The organism is Streptococcus mitis (assembly GCF_026782865.1).
Classification (GTDB): domain Bacteria; phylum Bacillota; class Bacilli; order Lactobacillales; family Streptococcaceae; genus Streptococcus; species Streptococcus mitis_CG.
This window is the reverse complement of record NZ_JAKUXK010000003.1, coordinates 1-21002: the sequence shown is the minus strand read 5'-3', so window position 1 is coordinate 21002 and position 21002 is coordinate 1. Positions and strand designations below refer to the sequence as shown.

21 protein-coding genes and 3 tRNA genes are annotated in these 21002 nt (G+C 34.6%); 17 read left to right on the top strand and 7 right to left on the bottom strand.

The window, feature by feature from the left end:
- Nucleotide 1 precedes the first annotated feature (1 nt).
- Nucleotides 2-544 carry a TetR/AcrR family transcriptional regulator gene (locus MK482_RS00750; RefSeq protein ID WP_049546912.1) on the top strand — a complete coding sequence of 181 codons (543 nt, stop codon included), beginning with the start codon at nt 2-4 and terminating at the stop codon, nt 542-544.
- A gap of 40 nt (nt 545-584) precedes the next feature.
- Here MK482_RS00750 and MK482_RS00745 read toward each other — a convergent pair.
- From MK482_RS00745 to rlmH, 7 genes are all read right to left on the bottom strand, one after another.
- Nucleotides 585-658: transfer RNA gene (locus MK482_RS00745), tRNA-Asn, on the bottom strand.
- Nucleotides 659-663: 5 nt separating this feature from the next.
- Nucleotides 664-735 (bottom strand) — tRNA-Glu (locus MK482_RS00740).
- A gap of 51 nt (nt 736-786) precedes the next feature.
- Nucleotides 787-1539: a competence system response regulator transcription factor ComE gene (comE, locus tag MK482_RS00735; RefSeq protein WP_049546431.1), complete on the bottom strand. Its 753-nt coding sequence runs from the start codon at nt 1537-1539 to the stop codon at nt 787-789.
- Nucleotides 1536-2861, bottom strand: coding sequence for a competence system sensor histidine kinase ComD (gene comD, locus MK482_RS00730; protein ID WP_261012702.1), 1326 nt, complete (start codon nt 2859-2861; stop codon nt 1536-1538). Before comD ends, comE begins: the two co-directional genes overlap by 4 nt.
- A gap of 12 nt (nt 2862-2873) precedes the next feature.
- Complete coding sequence (comC, locus tag MK482_RS00725) at nt 2874-2996, bottom strand: competence-stimulating peptide ComC (protein WP_033684573.1); 123 nt, start codon at nt 2994-2996, stop codon at nt 2874-2876.
- A 164-nt stretch (nt 2997-3160) separates the two neighbouring features.
- Nucleotides 3161-3234 (bottom strand) — tRNA-Arg (locus MK482_RS00720).
- A gap of 43 nt (nt 3235-3277) precedes the next feature.
- Nucleotides 3278-3757 carry a 23S rRNA (pseudouridine(1915)-N(3))-methyltransferase RlmH gene (gene rlmH, locus MK482_RS00715; RefSeq protein ID WP_033682541.1) on the bottom strand — a complete coding sequence of 160 codons (480 nt, stop codon included), beginning with the start codon at nt 3755-3757 and terminating at the stop codon, nt 3278-3280.
- Between the two features lie 185 nt (nt 3758-3942).
- Here rlmH and MK482_RS00710 point away from each other — a divergent pair, with 185 nt between their 5' ends.
- The 16 genes from MK482_RS00710 (at nt 3943) to MK482_RS00635 (ending at nt 20883) form a co-directional block, all read left to right on the top strand.
- Nucleotides 3943-5124, top strand: a complete 1182-nt coding sequence (locus tag MK482_RS00710; RefSeq protein WP_268717726.1) for a S1C family serine protease — start codon at nt 3943-3945, stop codon at nt 5122-5124.
- Nucleotides 5125-5181: 57 nt separating this feature from the next.
- A complete protein-coding gene (locus MK482_RS00705) occupies nt 5182-5940 on the top strand; it encodes a ParB/RepB/Spo0J family partition protein (RefSeq protein ID WP_136936750.1) in 759 nt (252 codons plus the stop codon).
- A 212-nt stretch (nt 5941-6152) separates the two neighbouring features.
- A complete protein-coding gene (dnaA, locus tag MK482_RS00700) occupies nt 6153-7514 on the top strand; it encodes a chromosomal replication initiator protein DnaA (RefSeq protein ID WP_136936751.1) in 1362 nt (453 codons plus the stop codon).
- Nucleotides 7515-7672: 158 nt separating this feature from the next.
- Nucleotides 7673-8809, top strand: a complete 1137-nt coding sequence (gene dnaN, locus MK482_RS00695; RefSeq protein WP_268717725.1) for a DNA polymerase III subunit beta — start codon at nt 7673-7675, stop codon at nt 8807-8809.
- Nucleotides 8810-8873: 64 nt separating this feature from the next.
- Nucleotides 8874-9068, top strand: a complete 195-nt coding sequence (locus tag MK482_RS00690; RefSeq protein WP_000285185.1) for a DUF951 domain-containing protein — start codon at nt 8874-8876, stop codon at nt 9066-9068.
- Between the two features lie 84 nt (nt 9069-9152).
- Nucleotides 9153-10268, top strand: coding sequence for a redox-regulated ATPase YchF (gene ychF, locus MK482_RS00685; protein ID WP_268717724.1), 1116 nt, complete (start codon nt 9153-9155; stop codon nt 10266-10268).
- A 74-nt stretch (nt 10269-10342) separates the two neighbouring features.
- Nucleotides 10343-10912: an aminoacyl-tRNA hydrolase gene (gene pth, locus MK482_RS00680; RefSeq protein WP_268717723.1), complete on the top strand. Its 570-nt coding sequence runs from the start codon at nt 10343-10345 to the stop codon at nt 10910-10912.
- Complete coding sequence (gene mfd / locus MK482_RS00675; protein ID WP_268717722.1) at nt 10913-14416, top strand: transcription-repair coupling factor; 3504 nt, start codon at nt 10913-10915, stop codon at nt 14414-14416.
- Between the two features lie 57 nt (nt 14417-14473).
- Nucleotides 14474-14740 (top strand): RNA-binding S4 domain-containing protein, encoded by a 267-nt coding sequence (locus MK482_RS00670; protein WP_001234978.1) that lies wholly within the window; start codon nt 14474-14476, stop codon nt 14738-14740.
- Nucleotides 14733-15101 carry a septum formation initiator family protein gene (locus tag MK482_RS00665; protein ID WP_268717721.1) on the top strand — a complete coding sequence of 123 codons (369 nt, stop codon included), beginning with the start codon at nt 14733-14735 and terminating at the stop codon, nt 15099-15101. Before MK482_RS00670 ends, MK482_RS00665 begins: the two co-directional genes overlap by 8 nt.
- A gap of 4 nt (nt 15102-15105) precedes the next feature.
- The gene (locus MK482_RS00660; RefSeq protein ID WP_268717720.1) at nt 15106-15228 is read left to right on the top strand and encodes an SP_0009 family protein; all 123 of its coding nucleotides are present in this window, start codon (nt 15106-15108) and stop codon (nt 15226-15228) included.
- Nucleotides 15221-16489, top strand: coding sequence for a serine hydrolase (locus MK482_RS00655; RefSeq protein ID WP_268717719.1), 1269 nt, complete (start codon nt 15221-15223; stop codon nt 16487-16489). Before MK482_RS00660 ends, MK482_RS00655 begins: the two co-directional genes overlap by 8 nt.
- Nucleotides 16486-17763, top strand: coding sequence for a tRNA lysidine(34) synthetase TilS (tilS, locus tag MK482_RS00650; protein WP_268717718.1), 1278 nt, complete (start codon nt 16486-16488; stop codon nt 17761-17763). The genes MK482_RS00655 and tilS overlap by 4 nt, the downstream gene beginning before the upstream one ends.
- A 4-nt stretch (nt 17764-17767) precedes the next feature.
- Entirely contained in the window at nt 17768-18310 is a 543-nt protein-coding gene (hpt, locus tag MK482_RS00645) for a hypoxanthine phosphoribosyltransferase (RefSeq protein WP_214617270.1), read from the top strand.
- A 15-nt stretch (nt 18311-18325) separates the two neighbouring features.
- Nucleotides 18326-20284 (top strand): ATP-dependent zinc metalloprotease FtsH, encoded by a 1959-nt coding sequence (gene ftsH, locus MK482_RS00640; RefSeq protein ID WP_268717717.1) that lies wholly within the window; start codon nt 18326-18328, stop codon nt 20282-20284.
- 119 nt (nt 20285-20403) lie between these two features.
- The gene (locus tag MK482_RS00635; protein ID WP_268717716.1) at nt 20404-20883 is read left to right on the top strand and encodes a sigma-70 family RNA polymerase sigma factor; all 480 of its coding nucleotides are present in this window, start codon (nt 20404-20406) and stop codon (nt 20881-20883) included.
- Nucleotides 20884-21002: the final 119 nt, after the last annotated feature.

Genomic DNA, 21002 nt, shown 5'->3' with positions numbered 1-21002 from the left:
TATGCAAGAAAGTAACAAACGCTTAAAAACAAAGCGAACTATTGAAAATGCTATGGTTCAATTACTAATGGAACAACCATTTGATCAAATTTCTACTGTCAAGTTAGCAGAAAAAGCCGGAATTAGTCGTTCCAGCTTCTATACTCACTATAAGGATAAGTATGATATGATTGAGCATTATCAAAGCAAGCTATTTCATACATTTGAATATATTTTTCAAAAACATGCTCAGCGCAAAAGAGACGCTATTCTAGAAGTCTTTGAATATCTAGAATCAGAACCACTTCTGGCTGCTCTTCTTTCTGAAAATGGGACGAAAGAAATCCAAAATTTCTTACGAAATAAACTTCATATCATGCTCAGTACAGATTTACAAAAGCGATTTATGCAACTGAATCTAAATACCACTGAATTAGAATATAGTAGCATCTATTTAACTCATGCACTTTTTGGTGTCTGTCAAACTTGGATTGCACACGGAAAAAAAGAAAGTCCTCAAGAAATAACAGACTTCCTTATGAAGATGCTTGGTGATACAAATTGATACAAAAAGAGGAACACAGTTGTGTTCCCTTTTATCTATACTCCGCCAGTAGGACTCGAACCTACGACATCATGATTAACAGTCATGCGCTACTACCAACTGAGCTATGGCGGATAAAATAGTCCGTACGGGATTCGAACCCGTGTTACCGCCGTGAAAAGGCGGTGTCTTAACCCCTTGACCAACGGACCTTCTATCTGTAGCAGATATAACCATTATATCAATTTCTTACTAATTGTCAATCACTTTTTAGATTTTTTCTCTAGAATATCTTTCAATTTTCTAATTTTTAACCTTGAAATAGGACAACGATGGTCTTCATAGAAAACAACTTCTAGATTCTTTCGGTCAATTTCTCTGATATTGCCTATATTTACCAAAAATGACTTATGAGGAGAATAAAATCGTTGGGTATGTTTATCCTTTTCCTGAATATCTGTCATTGTTCCATAGAACTCTTTGGCAAAATTCTTACCAATAATGCGCAATTTATGAGAGACACCTGTCGTTTCAATATACAAAATATCATGGTAAGGAATTTTTAAATCATTGCCCTTATAATTGTAGTCAAAATAATCTACAACATCTTCATTTTCAAGTAACATACTCTTCGTGTAGAAGATATTTTGCTCAATTCGCTTCTTAAACATCTCATCGTTGATATCCTTATCAACAAAATCTAGGGCTGATACCTGGTATTTATAGGTCAGAGTCGCAAACTCTGATCGACTGGTGATAAAGACGATAATAGCGTAAGGATTGTAATGACGAATGAGTTGAGCCACTTCAAATCCCTTTTTCTCAATCCCATGAATATCAATATCTAGGAAATAAAGTTGATTTACTTCATCATTTTCAATATATTCCTTGAACTCACGAACTTTTCCCGTTGTCTTGTATGATATTGGAATATTCGATTCTTTCGAAATTTCATCCAATATTCTCTCTAGTCTCACTTGATGTTCAATAACATCTTCTAAAATTAAAACTTTCATTCAAATTCCCTCTTAAATCTAATAATTTGTCTAAATGTACTGCCTTCCATCTCTGTTTCTAAAATAATATTGTTGTACTTATCTAGTAGTTCTTTCACATTATTTAATCCTACTCCGCGATTTCTTCCCTTAGTTGAGAATCCTAAAGCAAATAGATCTCCTGAAGGAGTCATCGTCATTTTGCATGAATTCTGAATCACAATCACTGTTTCAGTTTCCATCTTAATAACTGCTACTTCCATCTGCTTTTTATAGCTATCAGCTGAACCTTCAACAGCATTGTTCAATAAAACGCTCATGATACGAACCAAATCCAATAGTTCAATTGGGAGCTTGGTAATCGTATCTTTTACTTCCAGTGTAAACTCTACACCATTATTTCGAGCATAGACAATGGACTGAGCAACCAAACTTCGTAAAGCTGAATCTTCTATGTTGTTCAAATCAAAGTAAGTATACTTATCTGAACGCAGTTTATGATTGGCTTTGACCAAAACTTCATTGTAAACTCTGTCAATTTCCTGTAAATCACCACTGTCAATTGCCATCTGCATGCTGACAAGCATTCCAGCATAGTCATGTCGAAAACCACGGATTTCATTATACAGACCGACAATTTCATCTGTGTAATTCTGTAAATGTTTCTGTTCAAATTTCTTCTGCTTTAAAGCAATCTCTTTTTCCATTTGTTCTTTATGCGAATTCATTGCAAAGAAGGTCAAAAGGAGAGAAATAAAGACAATAGATGATAAAATACTTCCAAAACTATTCAAATGTTTAATCGTACTTACCATATCTGAAACGAAAGATACAATATGGAGCAGTAGTAAGGCAAAAAATACTTTTTTCAAGAAAGGATAGAGATAGTCCTTATCAAAATAGTTTAGTTCTAAATGGAAATAACGAATGATTGTTACGATAACGACATAAGTCAACACCGTTACAACTAAAAAGAATAGGTCATAATATTGTAAAACAAAATTGTCTCCTGTTATAGAGGAAAAAGTTACAGACAGAAAGGTATGAGTGCTCTCATATAAAAGAGATAGTAGTAAACTTAGGAATAGTCCTCTATCCCTCTCATACTGTTTAATCCATTTAAAATAGGAATATAGCATCAAAGGAAATAAAAATGTTACAATCCCTAATTCATCTAAATGTAGAAGATAAAAGGGAAGGCTAAGTACTATTTCTACTAGTAATGTATAAGCACCAAAAACGTATAGTTCCTTTGTTTTTATTTTACCTTTGCAAATTAAACTGTAACTGTGACTAATAATAAAAAAATATAATATAAAATCTACTACTAAGAAAAAATTCATTCTGACACTCCCTTATCTTCTTTTAAGAAAATTAATGAACATTTTATCTATTCTCCTCATCTCCCCACCTTGAATTTTTTGCAAGTCTTTTTCCTTCAAGGCTACAAACTGTTCCAATTTAACTGTGTTTTTCATAATAAAATCTCCTCAATGTTTTTTTCTTGTAAGCTAACTTACAAAAACCATTATACAAAATGAAATTTCGTTTTAGATAAAATTCTCTCAACTGTCATTTTTTTCTCCCAAAGTGTACTTTTTTAAGAAAAAAGCCGGGAAAATTCCCAGCTTTGCTACTATATTGATCCCAGCAGGATTCGAACCTGCGACCGTTCGCTTAGAAGGCGAATGCTCTATCCAGCTGAGCTATGAGACCTAACACAATTATTCTACCAAAAATTCAATTAAAAGTCAATTTTCTATTTATGATAGGGTGATCCCTGCTGAATTGTAAAAGCCCGATAGATTTGTTCAACAAGGACTAGTCTCATTAACTGATGGGGCAAGGTTAAGCGGCCAAAACTAACAGAGAGATTGGCTCTATTTTTTACAGATGATGACAATCCTAAACTTCCCCCAATAATAAAAGTAAGAGTAGAAAATCCTTTTATAGAAGCTTCTTCTAACTGCTTACTAAATTCTTCTGAGGAGAAAGTTTTCCCTTCAATGGCTAACACAATAACAAAATCACGGTCACCAACTTTTGATAAAATTCTCTGACCTTCTATTTCTAAAATCTTTTGATTTTCTGATTCACTGGCCTTATCTGGTGTTTTTTCATCTGCTAGCTCTATCATTTCAAGCTTAGCAAATCGAGAAATTCGTTTTGAATACTCTGCAATACCATCTTTTAAATACTTTTCTTTCAGTTTCCCAACTGTTACAACTTTAATTTTCATGACTCTATTCTAACATATTCTCTATTTTTTCACATCTTATTCACAAAACAAAAGGTTAATTTTAGCCGAGGAAACCACAGATTTTTGAAAGTTATCCACAATCTGTGAAAAACTTTTGTGTTTAAGTTATAATTAAGCTAGTCGGTTTATACTTTCAGTAATTTCAAAAATAAATGGAGGCAAATATGAAATATCTAAAAACATTTTACAAAAAATGGTTTCAATTATTAGTCGTTATCGTCATTAGCTTTTTTAGTGGAGCCTTGGGTAGTTTTTCAATAACTCAACTAACTCAAAAAATTGGTGTAAGTAGCTCGAACAACAATAGCACCATTACACAGACTGCCTATAAGAACGAAAATTCAACAACACAGGCTGTTAACAAAGTAAAAGATGCTGTTGTTTCTGTTATTACTTATTCAGCAAACAGACAAAATAGCGTATTTGGTAATGATGATACTAACACAGATTCTCAGCAAATCTCTAGTGAAGGCTCTGGGGTTATTTATAAAAAGAATGACAAAGAAGCTTACATTGTCACCAACAATCACGTTATAAATGGAGCCAGCAAAGTAGATATTCGTTTGTCAGATGGGACTAAAGTGCCTGGAGAAATCGTCGGAGCGGATACTTTCTCTGATATTGCTGTCGTCAAAATCTCTTCAGAAAAAGTGACAACAGTAGCTGAGTTTGGTGATTCTAGCAAGTTAACCGTAGGAGAAACTGCTATTGCTATTGGTAGCCCGTTAGGTTCTGAATATGCTAATACTGTCACTCAGGGTATTGTGTCTAGTCTCAATCGAAATGTATCTTTAAAATCTGAAGATGGACAAGCCATTTCTACAAAAGCCATCCAAACTGATACTGCTATTAACCCAGGTAACTCTGGTGGCCCACTAATCAATATTCAAGGACAGGTTATCGGAATTACCTCAAGTAAAATTGCCACAAATGGAGGAACATCTGTAGAAGGTCTTGGTTTTGCAATCCCTGCAAATGATGCTATCAATATTATTGAACAGTTAGAAAAGAACGGAAAAGTGACTCGTCCAGCTTTGGGAATTCAAATGGTCAATCTCTCAAATATTAATACAAGTGATATTAGAAGACTGAATATTCCAAGTAGTGTAACATCTGGTGTAGTTGTTCGTTCTGTGCAGAGCAATATGCCTGCCAATGGTCACCTTGAAAAATACGACGTTATTACAAAAGTAGATGACAAAGACATTGCTTCATCAACAGACTTACAAAGTGCTCTTTACAATCATTCTATCGGAGACACCATTAAGATAACTTACTATCGTAACGGTAAAGAAGAAACTACATCTATTAAACTTGACAAGAGTTCAGGTGATTTAGAATCTTAATTGACATCTATGTAAAGAAAGCTTTACATAAGAGAAAAGATGTGTTAGTGTAGAATCATGGAAAAATTTGAAATGATTTCTATCACAGATATACAAAAAAATCCCTATCAACCTCGAAAAGAATTTGATGGAGAAAAACTACATGAACTAGCACAGTCTATCAAAGAAAATGGGGTCATTCAACCGATTATTGTTCGTCAATCTCCTGTTATTGGTTATGAAATCCTTGCAGGAGAGAGACGCTATCGGGCTTCACTTTTAGCTGGTCTAACGTCTATCCCAGCTGTTGTTAAACAGCTCTCAGACCAAGAGATGATGGTTCAGTCCATCATTGAAAATTTACAGAGAGAAAATTTAAATCCAATAGAAGAAGCACGCGCCTATGAATCTCTTGTAGAGAAAGGATTTACACATGCTGAAATTGCAGATAAAATGGGCAAGTCTCGTCCTTATATCAGCAACTCTATTCGCTTGCTGTCCTTGCCAGAAAAGATCCTTTCAGAAGTAGAAAATGGCCAACTATCACAAGCGCATGCGCGTTCGCTAGTCGGCTTGAATAAGGAACAACAAGACTATTTCTTTCAACGAATCATAGAGGAAGACATTTCTGTAAGGAAGTTAGAAGCTCTTCTGACAGAGAAAAAACAAAAGAAACTGCAAAAAGATGATCATTTCATACAAAATGAAGAAGAACAGTTAAAAAAACTACTCGGATTAGATGTAGAAATCAAACTGTCTAAAAAAGATAGTGGAAAAATCATTATTTCTTTTTTAAATCAAGAAGAATACAGTAGAATTATCAACAGCCTGAAATAAGGCTGTTCTTTTATTTTTTTATCTCACAAGGTTATCCACTATTTTTTTCAATAAAAAGCTTAATAAATCAAAAGTTTCTGACTTTATCCCCAACTTGTGGATAAAACTTAATAACGTTGTGGATTATTTTTCACAGCTTGTGGAAAATTCTTACTATCTATGGTAAAATAAGTCTAGCATTAAACTTTTAAATAGTAAAGGAGGAGAAAGGATTGAAAGAAAAACAATTTTGGAATCGTATATTAGAATTTGCTCAAGAAAGACTGACTCGATCCATGTATGATTTCTATGCTATTCAAGCTGAACTCATCAAGGTAGAGGAAAATGTTGCTACTATATTTTTACCACGATCTGAAATGGAAATGGTCTGGGAAAAACAACTAAAAGATATTATTGTTGTTGCTGGATTTGAAATTTATGATGCTGAAATAACTCCCCACTATATTTTCACCAAACCTCAAGATACGACTATCTCACAAGTTGAAGAAGCTCCAAATTCAACTCTTTATGACTATAGTCCAAAGTTAGCATCTATTCCTTATTCGGATACTGGATTAAAAGAAAAGTATACCTTTGATAATTTTATCCAAGGGGATGGAAATGTTTGGGCAAAATCTGCTGCTTTAGCTGTTTCAGAAGATTTAGCTTTGACCTATAACCCTCTTTTTATATATGGAGGTCCAGGTCTTGGTAAGACTCACCTATTAAATGCTATTGGTAACGAAATTCTAAAAAACATTCCTGATGCGCGTGTTAAATATATCCCTGCTGAAAGCTTTATTAATGACTTTCTTGATCACTTAAGACTAGGGGAAATGGAAAAGTTTAAAAAGACCTATCGTAGCCTTGATCTTTTATTGATTGATGATATCCAATCGCTGAGTGGAAAAAAAGTTGCAACACAAGAAGAATTTTTCAATACCTTTAATGCACTGCACGACAAGCAAAAACAAATTGTCCTAACCAGTGACAGAAGTCCAAAACATCTGGAAGGACTTGAAGAAAGACTTGTCACGCGCTTTAGTTGGGGATTAACACAGCACATTACACCTCCTGAATTTGAAACGCGTATTGCCATTCTACAAAGCAAAACTGAACATTTGAATTACAATTTCCAAAGCGATACTTTAGAGTACTTAGCAGGTCAATTTGATTCAAATGTTCGCGATCTTGAAGGTGCAATTAATGATATCACTTTAGTTGCTAGAGTAAAGAAAATCAAAGATATTACAATTGATGTTGCTGCAGAAGCTATTAGAGCTCGAAAACAAGATGTTAGCCAAATACTCGTCATCCCAATTGATAAAATCCAAAATGAAGTTGGTAACTTTTATGGTGTCAGTGTCAAAGAAATAAAGGGAAGCAGACGCCTTCAAAATATTGTGTTAGCCCGTCAAGTAGCCATGTATTTATCTAGAGAACTAACAGATAATAGTCTTCCAAAAATTGGAAAGGAATTTGGTGGAAAAGACCATACAACAGTTATTCATGCCCATGCCAAAATTAAATCTTTGATTGATGAAGACGATAATTTACGTTTAGAAATTGAATCAATCAAAAAGAAAATTAAATAACTTGTGGATAACTTTTGCTTTTTTATCTTTTTTATCCACATTTTTTAAACAATCCAAAAAACTTGATATGACTCGTTTAAAGTCTGTTTTCCACAGATTTCACAGACTCTATTATTACTATTATCCTTCTAATACTAAAAATAAATAAAGGAGAATCCATGATTCATTTTTCAATTAATAAAAATTTATTTCTACAAGCATTAAATACTACTAAGAGAGCTATTAGTTCTAAAAATGCCATTCCTATTTTATCAACAGTAAAAATTGACGTAACTAATGAAGGTGTTACTTTAATTGGTTCAAATGGTCAAATTTCAATTGAAAATTTTATTTCTCAAAAAAATGAAGATGCTGGTTTGTTAATTACTTCTTTAGGTTCGATCCTTCTTGAAGCTTCTTTCTTTATCAATGTGGTATCTAGTCTACCTGATGTAACTCTTGATTTTAAAGAAATTGAACAAAATCAAATTGTTTTAACAAGTGGCAAATCAGAAATTACCTTAAAAGGAAAAGATAGCGAACAATATCCACGAATTCAAGAAATTTCAGCAAGCACTCCTTTAATTCTTGAAACAAAATTACTCAAGAAAATTATCAATGAAACAGCCTTTGCTGCAAGCACACAAGAAAGTCGTCCGATTTTAACAGGTGTTCATTTTGTATTGAGTCAAAACAAGGAGCTAAAAACAGTGGCAACAGACTCTCATCGTCTAAGCCAGAAAAAATTAACTCTTGAGAAAAATAGTGATGATTTTGATGTTGTCATTCCTAGCCGTTCTCTACGCGAATTTTCAGCGGTATTTACAGATGATATCGAAACTGTAGAGATTTTCTTTGCTAATAACCAAATCCTCTTTAGAAGCGAAAATATTAGCTTCTACACTCGTCTCCTAGAAGGAAACTACCCTGATACAGATCGTTTGATTCCAACAGACTTTAATACTACTATTACTTTTGATGTTATAAACTTACGCCAGTCAATGGAACGTGCTCGTCTTTTATCAAGTGCTACTCAAAATGGTACTGTGAAACTTGAAATTAAAGATGGGGTTGTTAGCGCCCATGTTCACTCTCCAGAAGTTGGTAAAGTAAACGAAGAAATCGATACTGATCAGGTTACTGGTGAAGATTTGACTATTAGTTTCAACCCAACTTACTTGATTGATTCACTCAAGGCTTTAAATAGCGAAAAGGTGACCATTAGCTTTATCTCAGCTGTTCGTCCATTTACTCTTGTGCCAGCAGATACTGACGAGGACTTCATGCAACTTATCACCCCAGTTCGTACAAATTAAGTGAAAGAGGTTGAGCCTAGCTCGCCTCTTTTATGATATAATCGAAAAAGAAAAGGAGAGTAGTATGTATCAAGTTGGAAATTTTGTTGAGATGAAAAAACCACACGCTTGTACAATCAAGTCAACAGGTAAAAAAGCAAATCGTTGGGAAATTACACGTGTAGGGGCAGATATAAAAATAAAGTGCAGTAATTGTGACCATGTTATTATGATGGGACGCTATGATTTTGATCGAAAAATGAATAAAATTATTGACTGATAACCCTTAGTTAGAGGGTTAGCAAGTTTTCCCTTTTTGTGTTATAATATTAGGGATTGAAATGAAAAGGGAGAATGAGAAAATATGGCCTTAACAGCAGGTATCGTTGGTTTGCCAAACGTTGGTAAATCAACACTATTTAATGCAATTACAAAAGCAGGAGCAGAGGCAGCAAACTACCCATTTGCGACGATTGATCCAAACGTTGGAATGGTAGAAGTTCCAGATGAACGCCTCCAAAAACTAACTGAAATGATTACTCCTAAAAAGACAGTTCCAACAACTTTTGAATTTACAGATATTGCAGGGATTGTAAAAGGAGCTTCAAAAGGAGAAGGACTAGGAAATAAATTCTTGGCCAATATCCGTGAAGTAGATTCGATTGTTCATGTAGTTCGTGCTTTTGATGATGAAAATGTCATGCGCGAGCAAGGACGTGAAGATGCCTTTGTGGATCCACTTGCGGATATTGATACCATTAACCTGGAATTGATTCTTGCTGACTTAGAATCAGTCAATAAACGCTATGCGCGTGTAGAAAAGATGGCACGTACGCAAAAAGATAAAGAATCTGTAGCAGAATTTAATGTTCTTCAAAAGATTAAACCAGTCCTTGAAGATGGAAAATCAGCTCGTACAATCGAGTTTACAGATGAAGAACAAAAAGTTGTCAAAGGTCTCTTCCTGTTGACGACTAAACCAGTTCTTTATGTAGCGAATGTGGACGAGGATGTGGTTTCAGATCCTGACTCTATCGACTATGTTAAACAAATTCGTGAATTCGCAGCGACAGAAAATGCTGAAGTAGTCGTTATTTCTGCGCGTGCTGAGGAAGAAATTTCTGAGTTAGAAGATGAAGACAAGCAAGAGTTTCTTGAAGCACTTGGGTTGACAGAATCAGGCGTTGACAAGTTGACTCGTGCAGCTTACCACTTACTTGGACTGGGAACTTACTTCACAGCTGGTGAAAAAGAAGTTCGTGCTTGGACTTTCAAACGTGGTATGAAGGCTCCTCAAGCAGCTGGGATTATCCACTCAGACTTTGAAAAAGGATTTATTCGTGCAGTAACTATGTCATATGAGGATCTAGTGAAATACGGATCTGAAAAGGCTGTAAAAGAAGCTGGACGCTTGCGTGAAGAGGGAAAAGAATATATCGTTCAAGATGGCGATATTATGGAATTCCGCTTTAATGTCTAAAAAAAAATTAATGAATAGTGTCAATTAGGTTGGAAAAAAATTCCAACCCTTTTGGCTTTTGAAAGGAAAAATAAATGACCAAATTACTTGTAGGATTAGGAAATCCAGGAGATAAATATTTTGAAACAAAACACAATGTTGGTTTTATGTTGATTGACCAACTAGCGAAAAAACAGAATGTCACATTTACACACGATAAGATATTTCAAGCTGATCTAGCATCATTTTTCCTAAATGGAGAAAAAATTTATCTTGTCAAACCAACGACATTTATGAATGAAAGTGGAAAAGCGGTCCATGCTTTATTGACATATTATGGTTTGGATATTGAAGATTTACTCGTTATTTACGATGACCTTGACATGGAAGTTGGGAAAATTCGTTTAAGAGCAAAAGGTTCAGCAGGTGGTCATAATGGTATCAAGTCTATTATTCAACATATTGGAACCCAAACCTTTAATCGTGTTAAGATTGGAATCGGAAGACCTAAAAATGGCATGTCAGTTGTTAACCATGTTTTGAGTAAGTTTGACAAGGATGATTATATCGGTATTTTACAGTCTATTGACAAAGTTGACGATGCTGTAAACTACTATTTACAAGAGAAAAATTTTGAGAAAACAATGCAGAGGTATAACGGATAAATGGTGACCTTATTAGATTTATTCTTAGAAAATAATCAGATCAAAAAATGGCATCAAAATCTGACAGATAAGAAAAGACAACTAATACTTGGTTTATCAACGTCTACTAAGGCTCTTGCAATTGCAAGTAGTCTAGAAAAAGAAGATAAGATTGTGTTGTTGACGTCAACTTATGGAGAAGCAGAAGGAATTGTTAGTGATCTTATCTCTATCTTGGGTGAGGAACTTGTCTATCCATTTTTGGTAGATGACTCCCCTATAGTCGAGTTTTTAATGTCTTCACAAGAAAAAATCATTTCACGGGTTGAAGCCTTGCGTTTTTTGACTGATCCGTATAAGAAAGGGATTTTAGTTTGTAATATCGCAGCAAGCCGATTGATTTTACCGTCTCCCAATGTATTCAAAAATAGTATTGTAAAAATCTCAGTTGGTGAAGAATATGATCAACACGCGCTTATCCATCAGTTAAAGGAAATTGGCTATCGAAAAGTTACACAAGTACAAACTCAAGGCGAATTTAGTCTGCGAGGAGATATTTTAGATATTTTTGAAATATCCCAGTTAGAACCTTGCCGAATAGAGTTTTTTGGTGATGAAATTGATGGTATCAGGTCATTTGAAGTCGAAACACAATTATCGAAAGAAAATCAGACAGAACTCACTATCTTTCCAGCTAGTGATATTCTTTTGAGAGAAAAGGATTATCAACGAGGTCAGTCAGCTTTAGAAAAACAAATTTCAAAAACGTTATCACCTATTTTAAAATCATACTTAGAAGAAATTATTTCAAGTTTTCATCAAAAACAAATTCATTTAGATTCTAGGAAGTTTTTATCTTTGTGCTATGAAAAGATATGGACTGTCTTTGATTATATTGAAAAAGACATACCAATATTCTTTGATGATTATCAGAAATTGATGAATCAGTATGAAGTCTTTGAAAGAGAATTAGCGCAATACTTTACAGAAGAATTACAGAACAGTAAAGCATTTTCTGAGATGCAGTATTTTGCTGATATAGAGCAAATCTATAAAAAACAGAGTCCGGTTACCTTTTTCTCTAATCTGCAAAAGGGGTTAGGAAATCTCAAGTTTGACCAAATTTATCAATTTAATCAATATCCTATGCAGGAGTTTTTCAATCAATTTTCTTTTCTAAAAGAAGAAATTGAGCGATACAAAAAAATGAATTATACTATTATCCTGCAGTCTAGCAATTCAATGGGAAGTAAAACATTGGAGGATGTTTTAGAGGAATACCAGATTAAATTGGATTCCAGAGATAAGTCAAGTGTTTGTAAAGAATCTGTAAACTTAATCGAGGGTAATCTCAGACATGGTTTTCATTTTGTAGATGAAAAGGTTTTATTGATAACTGAATATGAGATTTTTCAAAAGAAATTGAAACGTCGTTTTCGAAGACAACACGTTTCAAACGCAGAGAGATTAAAAGATTACAATGAACTTGAAAAAGGAGATTACGTTGTTCACCATATCCATGGAATTGGTCAATATCTAGGGATTGAAACAATTGAAATCAAAGGGATTCACCGTGATTATGTTAGTGTTCAATACCAAAACGGGGATCAAATCTCTATCCCAGTGGAACAGATTCATCTACTTTCCAAATACGTTTCAAGTGACGGTAAAGCACCTAAACTCAATAAATTAAATGATGGTCATTTCAAAAAAGCCAAGCAAAAAGTTAAGAACCAGGTAGAGGATATAGCTGACGATTTAATTAAACTTTATTCTGAACGCAGCCAGTTGAAGGGTTTTGCTTTCTCAGCTGATGATGAGGATCAACATGCTTTTGATGATGCCTTCCCTTATGTTGAAACGTATGATCAACTTCGTAGTGTTGAGGAAATCAAGAGAGATATGCAGGCTTCTCAACCAATGGATCGACTTTTAGTTGGGGATGTTGGTTTTGGAAAGACTGAAGTTGCTATGCGTGCAGCCTTTAAGGCAGTCAATGATCACAAACAAGTTGTCGTTCTAGTTCCGACAACGGTTTTAGCGCAACAGCACTATACGAATTTTAAGGAACGATTCCAAAATTTTGCAGTTAATATTGATGTGTTGAGTCGCTTTAGAAGTAAAAAAGAGCAGACTGAAACACTTGAAAAATTGAAAAACGGTCAAGTTGATATTTTGATTGGAACCCATCGTGTTTTGTCAAAAGATGTTGTGTTTGCTGATTTGGGATTGATGATTATTGATGAGGAACAGCGATTTGGTGTCAAGCATAAGGAAACCTTGAAAGAACTGAAAAAACAAGTAGATGTCCTGACCTTGACAGCTACGCCAATCCCTCGTACCCTCCATATGTCTATGTTGGGAATCAGAGATTTGTCTGTTATTGAAACTCCGCCGACTAATCGCTATCCTGTTCAGACTTATGTTTTGGAAAAAAATGATAGTGTGATTCGTGATGCTGTCTTGCGTGAAATGGAGCGTGGAGGTCAAATTTACTATCTTTACAATAAAGTTGACACGATTGATCAGAAAGTTTCCGAATTACAGGAGTTGATTCCAGAGGCTTCGATTGGTTATGTTCATGGGCAAATGAGTGAAATTCAGTTAGAAAATACTCTACTGGATTTCATTGAAGGTCAGTATGATATTTTGGTGACAACTACCATTATTGAGACAGGGGTGGACATTCCAAATGCCAATACTTTATTTATTGAAAATGCGGACCATATGGGCTTGTCAACCTTGTATCAGTTAAGAGGAAGAGTCGGTCGTAGTAATCGTATTGCTTATGCCTATCTCATGTATCGTCCAGAAAAATCAATCAGTGAAGTCTCCGAGAAGAGATTAGAAGCGATTAAAGGATTTACAGAATTGGGCTCTGGATTTAAGATTGCAATGCGAGATCTTTCGATTCGCGGAGCAGGAAATCTTTTAGGAAAATCCCAGTCTGGTTTCATTGATTCTGTTGGTTTTGAATTGTATTCGCAGTTATTGGAGGAAGCTATTGCTAAACGACATGGTAATGGGAACACAAGAACCAAAGGAAATACCGAATTGATTTTACAAATTGATGCTTATCTTCCTGATACTTATATTTCAGACCAACGACATAAGATTGAAATTTACAAGAAAATTCGTCAAATTGACAACCGTGTCAATTATGAGGAGTTACAAGAAGAGCTGATGGATCGTTTTGGAGAATACCCAGATGTGGTTGCTTATCTTTTAGAGATTGGTTTAGTCAAGTCATACTTGGACAAGGTATTTGTTCAACGTGTTGAAAGAAAAGAGAATAAGATTACAGTTCAATTTGAAAAAGTCACTCAACGACTGTTTTTAGCTCAAGATTATTTTAAAGCTTTATCTGCAACAAACCTAAAAGCAGCCATAGCTGAAAATAAGGGATTAATGGAAGTTGTATTTGATGTCCGAAACAAGAAGGACTATGAAATTTTAGAAGGTCTGCTCATTTTTGGAGAAAGTTTATTAGAGATAAAAGAGTCAAAAGAAGGCAATTCTCTTTAACATTTTTCTTCTATAAAATGGATAAAAATGGTACAATAATAATTTGAGGTAATAAAAATGAGATTAGACAAATATTTAAAAGTATCACGAATTATCAAGCGTCGTACAGTCGCAAAAGAAGTAGCAGATAAAGGCAGAATCAAGGTAAATGGAATCTTGGCCAAAAGTTCAACGGATTTGAAAGTTAATGATCAAGTTGAAATTCGCTTTGGCAATAAGTTGCTACTTGTAAAAGTACTGGAGATGAAAGATAGCACAAAAAAAGAAGATGCAGCAGGTATGTATGAAATTATCAGTGAAACACGGGTAGAAGAAAATGTCTAAAAATATCGTACAATTGAATAATTCTTTTATTCAAAATGAACATCAACGTCGTCGCTATCTGATGAAGGAACGACAAAAACGTAATCGTTTCATGGGCTGGGTTCTTATTTTGATGATTTTATTGTTCATTTTACCAACTTATAATCTTGCTCAAAGTTATCACCAATTACTCCAAAGACGTCAACAGTTATCAGACTTGCAAACTCAGTATCAAACCTTGAGTGAGGAAAAGGAGAAAGAGACAGCTTTTGCTACAAAGTTGAAAGATGAAGATTACGCTGCTAAATACATGCGTGCAAAATATTATTATTCTAAGAATCAGGAAGCTGTTTATACGATTCCTGACTTGCTTCCAAGGTGATGAAATGGAAAATTTATTAGACGTAATTGAGCAATTTTTGAATCTATCGGATGAAAAACTAGAAGAGTTATCTGATAAAAATCAACTATTGCGTTTACAAGAAGAAAAGGAAAGGAAGAATGCGTAAATTCTTAATTATTTTGTTGCTACCGAGTTTTTTGACTATTTCAAAAGTCGTTAGCACAGAAAAAGAAGTCGTCTATACTTCGAAAGAAATTTATTACCTTTCACAATCTGACTTTGGTATTTATTTTAGAGAAAAATTAAGTTCTCCCATGGTTTATGGAGAGGTTCCTGTTTATGCTAATGAAGATTTAGTAGTGGAATCTGGAAAATTGACTCCAAAAACAAGTTTTCAAATAACCGAGTGGCGTTTAAATAAACAAGGAATTCCAGTATTTAAGCTATCAAATCATCAATTTATAGCTGCGGACAAACGATTTTTATATGATCAATCAGAGGTAACTCCAACAATAAAAAAAGTATGGTTAGAATCTGATTTTAAACTGTACAATAGTCCTTATGACTTAAAAGAAGTGAAGTCATCCTTATCAGCTTATTTGCAAGTATCAATCGATAAGACCATGTTTGTAGAAGGAAGAGAATTTCTACATATTGAGCAGGCTGGATGGGTAGCTAAAGAATCAACTTCTGAAGAAGATAATCGGATGAGTAAAGTCCAAGAAATATTATCTGAAAAATATCAGAAAGATTCTTTCTCTATTTATGTTAAGCAACTGACTACTGGAAAAGAAGCTGGTATCAATCAAGATGAAAAAATGTATGCAGCTAGTGTTTTAAAACTACCTTATCTCTACTATACACAAGAAAAAATAAATGAGGGGATTTATCAGTTAGATACGACTGTAAAATACGTATCTGCAGTCAATGATTTTCCAGGTTCTTATAAACCAGAGGGAAGTGGTAGCCTCCCTAAAAAAGAGGATAATAAAGAATATTCTCTAAAAGATTTAATTATGAAAGTATCAAAAGAATCTGATAATGTAGCTCATAACATATTGGGATATTACATTTCAAACCAATCTGATGCCACATTCAAATCCAAGATGTCTGCTATTATGGGAGATGATTGGGATTCAAAAGAAAAATTGATTTCTTCTAAAATGGCTGGGAAGGTTATGGAAGCTATCTATGTTCAAGATGGATTTGTGCTAGAGTCTTTGACTAAAACAGATTTTGATAATGAGCGAATTGCCAAAGGTGTTTCTGTGAAGGTAGCTCATAAAATTGGGGATGCGGACGAATTTGAGCATGATACGGGTGTTGTCTATGCAGATTCTCCATTTGTGCTTTCTATTTTTACGAAGAATTCTGATTATGATATGATTTCTAAGATAGCCAAAGATGTTTATGAGGTTCTAAAATGAGGGAACAAGATTTTTTAAATCATTTTCTCAAGAGAGGATATTTTAAAAAACATACTAAGGTGGTGTTAGCTCTTTCTGGTGGATTAGATTCTATGTTTCTATTTAAGGTGTTATCTACGTATAAAAAAAAGTTAGAAATTGAATTGATTCTATCCCATGTGAATCATAAGCAGAGAGTAGAATCAGATTGGGAAGAACAGGAATTAAGGAAGTTAGCTGCTGAAGCAGAACTTCCTATTTATATCAGCAATTTTTCAGGAGAATTTTCAGAAGCGCGGGCTCGACATTTTCGTTATGATTTTTTTCAAGAGGTAATGAAAAAGACTGGTGCGACAGCCTTGGTAACTGCCCACCATGCTGATGACCAGGTGGAAACGATCTTAATGCGTTTGATTCGAGGCACTCGTTTGCGCTATCTATCAGGAATTAAGGATAAGCAAGTAGTCGGAGAGATAGAAATGATTCGGCCCTTCTTGAATTTTCAAAAAAAAGACTTCCCATCAATTTTTCATTTTGAAGATATATCAAATAAAGAAAATTATTATTTTCGAAATCGTATTCGAAACTTTTATTTACCAGAATTAGAAAAAGAAAATCCTCGATTTAGAGATGCAATCTTAAGCCTCGGAAATGAAATTTTAGATTATGACTTAGCTATAGCTGAATTATCTAAGAATATTGATCTAGAAAATTTAGAGCAGCTATTCTCTTACTCTGAGTCGACACAAAGAGTTTTACTTCAAACTTATCTGAATCGTTTTCCAGATTTGAATCTTACAAAAGCTCAGTTTGAAGAAGTTCGGCAAATTTTAAAAACTAAAAGCCAGTATCGTCATCCGCTTAAAAATGGTTATGAATTAGTAAAAGAGTATCAACAGTTTCGGATTTGTAAAATCAGTCCTCAGTCTGATGAAAAGGAAGATGAACTTGTGTTACACTATCAAAATCAGGTATCTTACCAAGGTTATTTATTTTCCTTTGGACTTCCTTTAGAAGGTGAATTAATTCAGCAGGTACCTGTTTCACGGGAAACATCAATACACATTCGTCATCGAAAAACAGGAGATGTTTTGATTCAAAATGGGCATAGAAAAAAACTCAGACGTCTATTTATTGATTTGAAAATCCCTATGGAAAAGCGAAAATCAGCTCTGATTATTGAGCAATTTGGTGAAATTGTCTCAATTTTGGGAATTGCGACCAGTAATTTGAGTAAAAACACGAAAAATGATATAATGAACACTGTACTTTATATAGAAAAAATAGATAGGTAAAAAAATGTTAGAAAATGATATTAAAAAAATTCTCGTTTCACACGATGAAATTACAGAAGCTGCTAAAAAATTAGGTGCTCAACTCACTAAAGACTATGCAGGAAAAAATCTAATTTTAGTTGGGATTTTAAAAGGATCTATCCCTTTTATGGCTGAATTGATTAAACATATCGACACACATATTGAAATGGACTTCATGATGGTTTCTAGCTATCATGGTGGGACAGCAAGTAGCGGTGTCATTAATATTAAACAAGATGTGACTCAAGATATCAAAGGAAGACATATTCTATTTGTAGAAGATATCATTGATACAGGTCAAACTTTGAAGAATTTGCGAGATATGTTTATTGAAAGAGAAGCATCTTCTGTTAAAATTGCAACCTTGTTGGATAAACCAGAGGGACGTGTTGTAGAAATTGAGGCAGACTATACCTGCTTTACTATCCCAAATGAGTTTGTAGTAGGTTATGGTTTAGACTACAAAGAAAACTATCGTAACCTTCCTTATGTTGGAGTATTGAAAGAAGAAGTATATTCAAATTAGAAAGAACAATTTTTAATGAAAAAACAAAATAATGGTTTAATTAAAAATCCTTTTCTATGGTTATTACTTATTTTTTTCCTAGTTACAAGTTATCAGTATTTTAGTACAGGTAGTGTTGCAGGGAAAAGTGAGCAAATTAATTATACAGAATTGGTAAAAGAAATTACCGATGATAATGTAAAAGAATTAACCTACCAACCAAATGGCAGTGTTATCGAAGTTTCGGGTGTCTATAAAAATCCTAAAACAAGTAAAGAAGAAACAGGTATTCAGTTCTTTTCTCCTTCCACTACAACAGTAGAGAAATTTTCAAGCATCATTCTTCCTTCAGATACTACAGTATCAGAATTACAAAAACTTGCTTCTGACCATAAAGCGGAAGTAACTATTAAGCATGAAAGTTCAAGTGGTATGTGGATTAATATTCTTGTATCCATTGTGCCATTCGGTATCCTCTTCTTCTTCCTCTTCTCGATGATGGGAAATATGGGAGGAAATAATAGCCGTAACCCGATGAGTTTTGGACGTAGTAAGGCTAAAGCTGCAAATAAAGAAGATATTAAAGTAAGATTTTCAGATGTTGCTGGAGCTGAGGAAGAAAAACAAGAACTAGTTGAAGTTGTAGAATTCTTAAAAGATCCAAAACGATTTACAAAACTTGGAGCCCGTATTCCAGCAGGTGTCCTTCTAGAGGGACCTCCGGGAACAGGTAAGACGTTACTTGCTAAGGCAGTCGCCGGAGAAGCAGGTGTTCCATTCTTTAGTATCTCAGGTTCTGACTTTGTAGAAATGTTTGTCGGAGTTGGAGCTAGTCGTGTTCGTTCTCTTTTTGAAGATGCCAAAAAAGCAGCACCAGCTATCATCTTTATCGATGAAATTGATGCTGTTGGACGTCAACGTGGAGTCGGTCTCGGCGGAGGTAATGATGAACGCGAACAAACCTTGAACCAACTTTTGATTGAGATGGATGGTTTTGAGGGAAATGAAGGGATTATCGTTATCGCTGCGACAAACCGTTCAGATGTACTTGATCCTGCCCTTTTGCGTCCAGGACGTTTTGATAGAAAAGTATTGGTTGGTCGCCCTGATGTTAAAGGTCGTGAAGCAATCTTGAAAGTTCATGCTAAGAACAAGCCTTTAGCAGAAGATGTAGATTTGAAATTAGTTGCTCAACAAACTCCAGGTTTTGTTGGTGCTGATTTAGAGAATGTCTTGAATGAAGCGGCTTTAGTTGCTGCTCGTCGCAATAAATCGATAATTGATGCTTCGGATATTGATGAAGCCGAAGACAGAGTTATTGCTGGTCCTTCTAAGAAAGATAAGACAGTTTCACAAAAAGAACGTGAATTAGTTGCTTACCATGAGGCAGGACATACCATTGTTGGTCTAGTTTTGTCAAATGCCCGTGTTGTTCATAAAGTTACTATCGTACCACGCGGCCGTGCAGGCGGTTATATGATTGCACTTCCTAAGGAAGACCAAATGCTTCTATCTAAAGAAGATATGAAAGAGCAATTGGCTGGCTTAATGGGTGGACGTGTAGCTGAAGAAATTATCTTTAATGTCCAAACTACAGGAGCTTCAAACGACTTTGAACAAGCTACACAGATGGCGCGTGCAATGGTTACAGAGTACGGTATGAGTGAAAAACTTGGCCCAGTACAATATGAAGGAAACCATGCCATGTTTGGTGCACAGAGTCCTCAAAAATCAATTTCAGAACAAACAGCTTATGAAATTGACGAAGAGGTTCGTTCATTATTAAATGAAGCACGAAATAAAGCTGCTGAAATTATCCAATCAAAGCGTGAAACTCACAAGTTGATTGCAGAAGCATTATTGAAATACGAAACATTGGATAGTACACAAATTAAATCTCTTTACGAAACAGGAAAGATGCCTGAAACTGTAGAAGATGAATCACATGCATTATCTTATGATGAAGTGAAGTCAAAAATGAATGACGAATTATAACCCTGAGAGAGGCATGTCCTCTCTTTTTTGTGCAGTTGAGACGGTGTAGGGAACAGAATGGGGGAAATAACCGAATTAGCTTCTTTATTTGTTAAACTGTATTTAGAAAGGGGAACATAATGCTTAAAGAATTATATGAAGAAGTCCAGGGAATTGTATATAAGTGTAGAAATGAATATTACCTTCATTTATGGGAGTTATCTGATTGGGAGCAAGAGGGTATGATTTGCTTACATGAATTGATTAGTAGAGAAGAAGGAATAATAGAAGATATTCCTCGTTTAAGGAAATATTTTAAGACTAAGTTCCGGAATCGAATTCTAGACTATATCCGTAAGCAAGAAAGTCAAAAGCGTAGATATGATAAAGAACCCTATGAAGAAGTAGGTGAGCTTAGTCATCGTATAAGTGAGGAAGGTCTGTGGCTAGATGATTATTATCTCTTTCATGAAACACTAAGAAATTATAGAAGCAAACAAAGTAAAGACAAACAAGAAGAGTTAGAACGCATCTTAAGAAATGAACGCTTCCGAGGGCGTCAAAGAGTGTTAAGAGACTTACGTATTGTGTTTAAAGAGTTTGACATCCGTACTCAATAGGAAGTCATACAAAAAAACATAAAAAGTTTAAAAAAGGTGTTGACAAAGTTAGAAAAGTGGGTATAATAGTAAGAGTTGAAAATAACAACTCAGGTCCGTTGGTCAAGGGGTTAAGACAC

Coding starts and splice junctions, on each gene's coding strand:
- MK482_RS00750 (WP_049546912.1), top strand. CDS start 2: ATGCAAGAAAGTAACAAACGCTTAAAAACAAAGCGAACTATTGAAAAT.
- comE (WP_049546431.1), bottom strand. CDS start 1,539: ATGAAAGTTTTAATTTTAGAAGATGTTATTGAACATCAAGTGAGACTA.
- comD (WP_261012702.1), bottom strand. CDS start 2,861: ATGAATTTTTTCTTAGTAGTAGATTTTATATTATATTTTTTTATTATT.
- comC (WP_033684573.1), bottom strand. CDS start 2,996: ATGAAAAACACAGTTAAATTGGAACAGTTTGTAGCCTTGAAGGAAAAA.
- rlmH (WP_033682541.1), bottom strand. CDS start 3,757: ATGAAAATTAAAGTTGTAACAGTTGGGAAACTGAAAGAAAAGTATTTA.
- MK482_RS00710 (WP_268717726.1), top strand. CDS start 3,943: ATGAAATATCTAAAAACATTTTACAAAAAATGGTTTCAATTATTAGTC.
- MK482_RS00705 (WP_136936750.1), top strand. CDS start 5,182: ATGGAAAAATTTGAAATGATTTCTATCACAGATATACAAAAAAATCCC.
- dnaN (WP_268717725.1), top strand. CDS start 7,673: ATGATTCATTTTTCAATTAATAAAAATTTATTTCTACAAGCATTAAAT.
- MK482_RS00690 (WP_000285185.1), top strand. CDS start 8,874: ATGTATCAAGTTGGAAATTTTGTTGAGATGAAAAAACCACACGCTTGT.
- ychF (WP_268717724.1), top strand. CDS start 9,153: ATGGCCTTAACAGCAGGTATCGTTGGTTTGCCAAACGTTGGTAAATCA.
- pth (WP_268717723.1), top strand. CDS start 10,343: ATGACCAAATTACTTGTAGGATTAGGAAATCCAGGAGATAAATATTTT.
- mfd (WP_268717722.1), top strand. CDS start 10,913: ATGGTGACCTTATTAGATTTATTCTTAGAAAATAATCAGATCAAAAAA.
- MK482_RS00670 (WP_001234978.1), top strand. CDS start 14,474: ATGAGATTAGACAAATATTTAAAAGTATCACGAATTATCAAGCGTCGT.
- MK482_RS00665 (WP_268717721.1), top strand. CDS start 14,733: ATGTCTAAAAATATCGTACAATTGAATAATTCTTTTATTCAAAATGAA.
- MK482_RS00660 (WP_268717720.1), top strand. CDS start 15,106: ATGGAAAATTTATTAGACGTAATTGAGCAATTTTTGAATCTATCGGAT.
- MK482_RS00655 (WP_268717719.1), top strand. CDS start 15,221: ATGCGTAAATTCTTAATTATTTTGTTGCTACCGAGTTTTTTGACTATT.
- tilS (WP_268717718.1), top strand. CDS start 16,486: ATGAGGGAACAAGATTTTTTAAATCATTTTCTCAAGAGAGGATATTTT.
- hpt (WP_214617270.1), top strand. CDS start 17,768: ATGTTAGAAAATGATATTAAAAAAATTCTCGTTTCACACGATGAAATT.
- ftsH (WP_268717717.1), top strand. CDS start 18,326: ATGAAAAAACAAAATAATGGTTTAATTAAAAATCCTTTTCTATGGTTA.
- MK482_RS00635 (WP_268717716.1), top strand. CDS start 20,404: ATGCTTAAAGAATTATATGAAGAAGTCCAGGGAATTGTATATAAGTGT.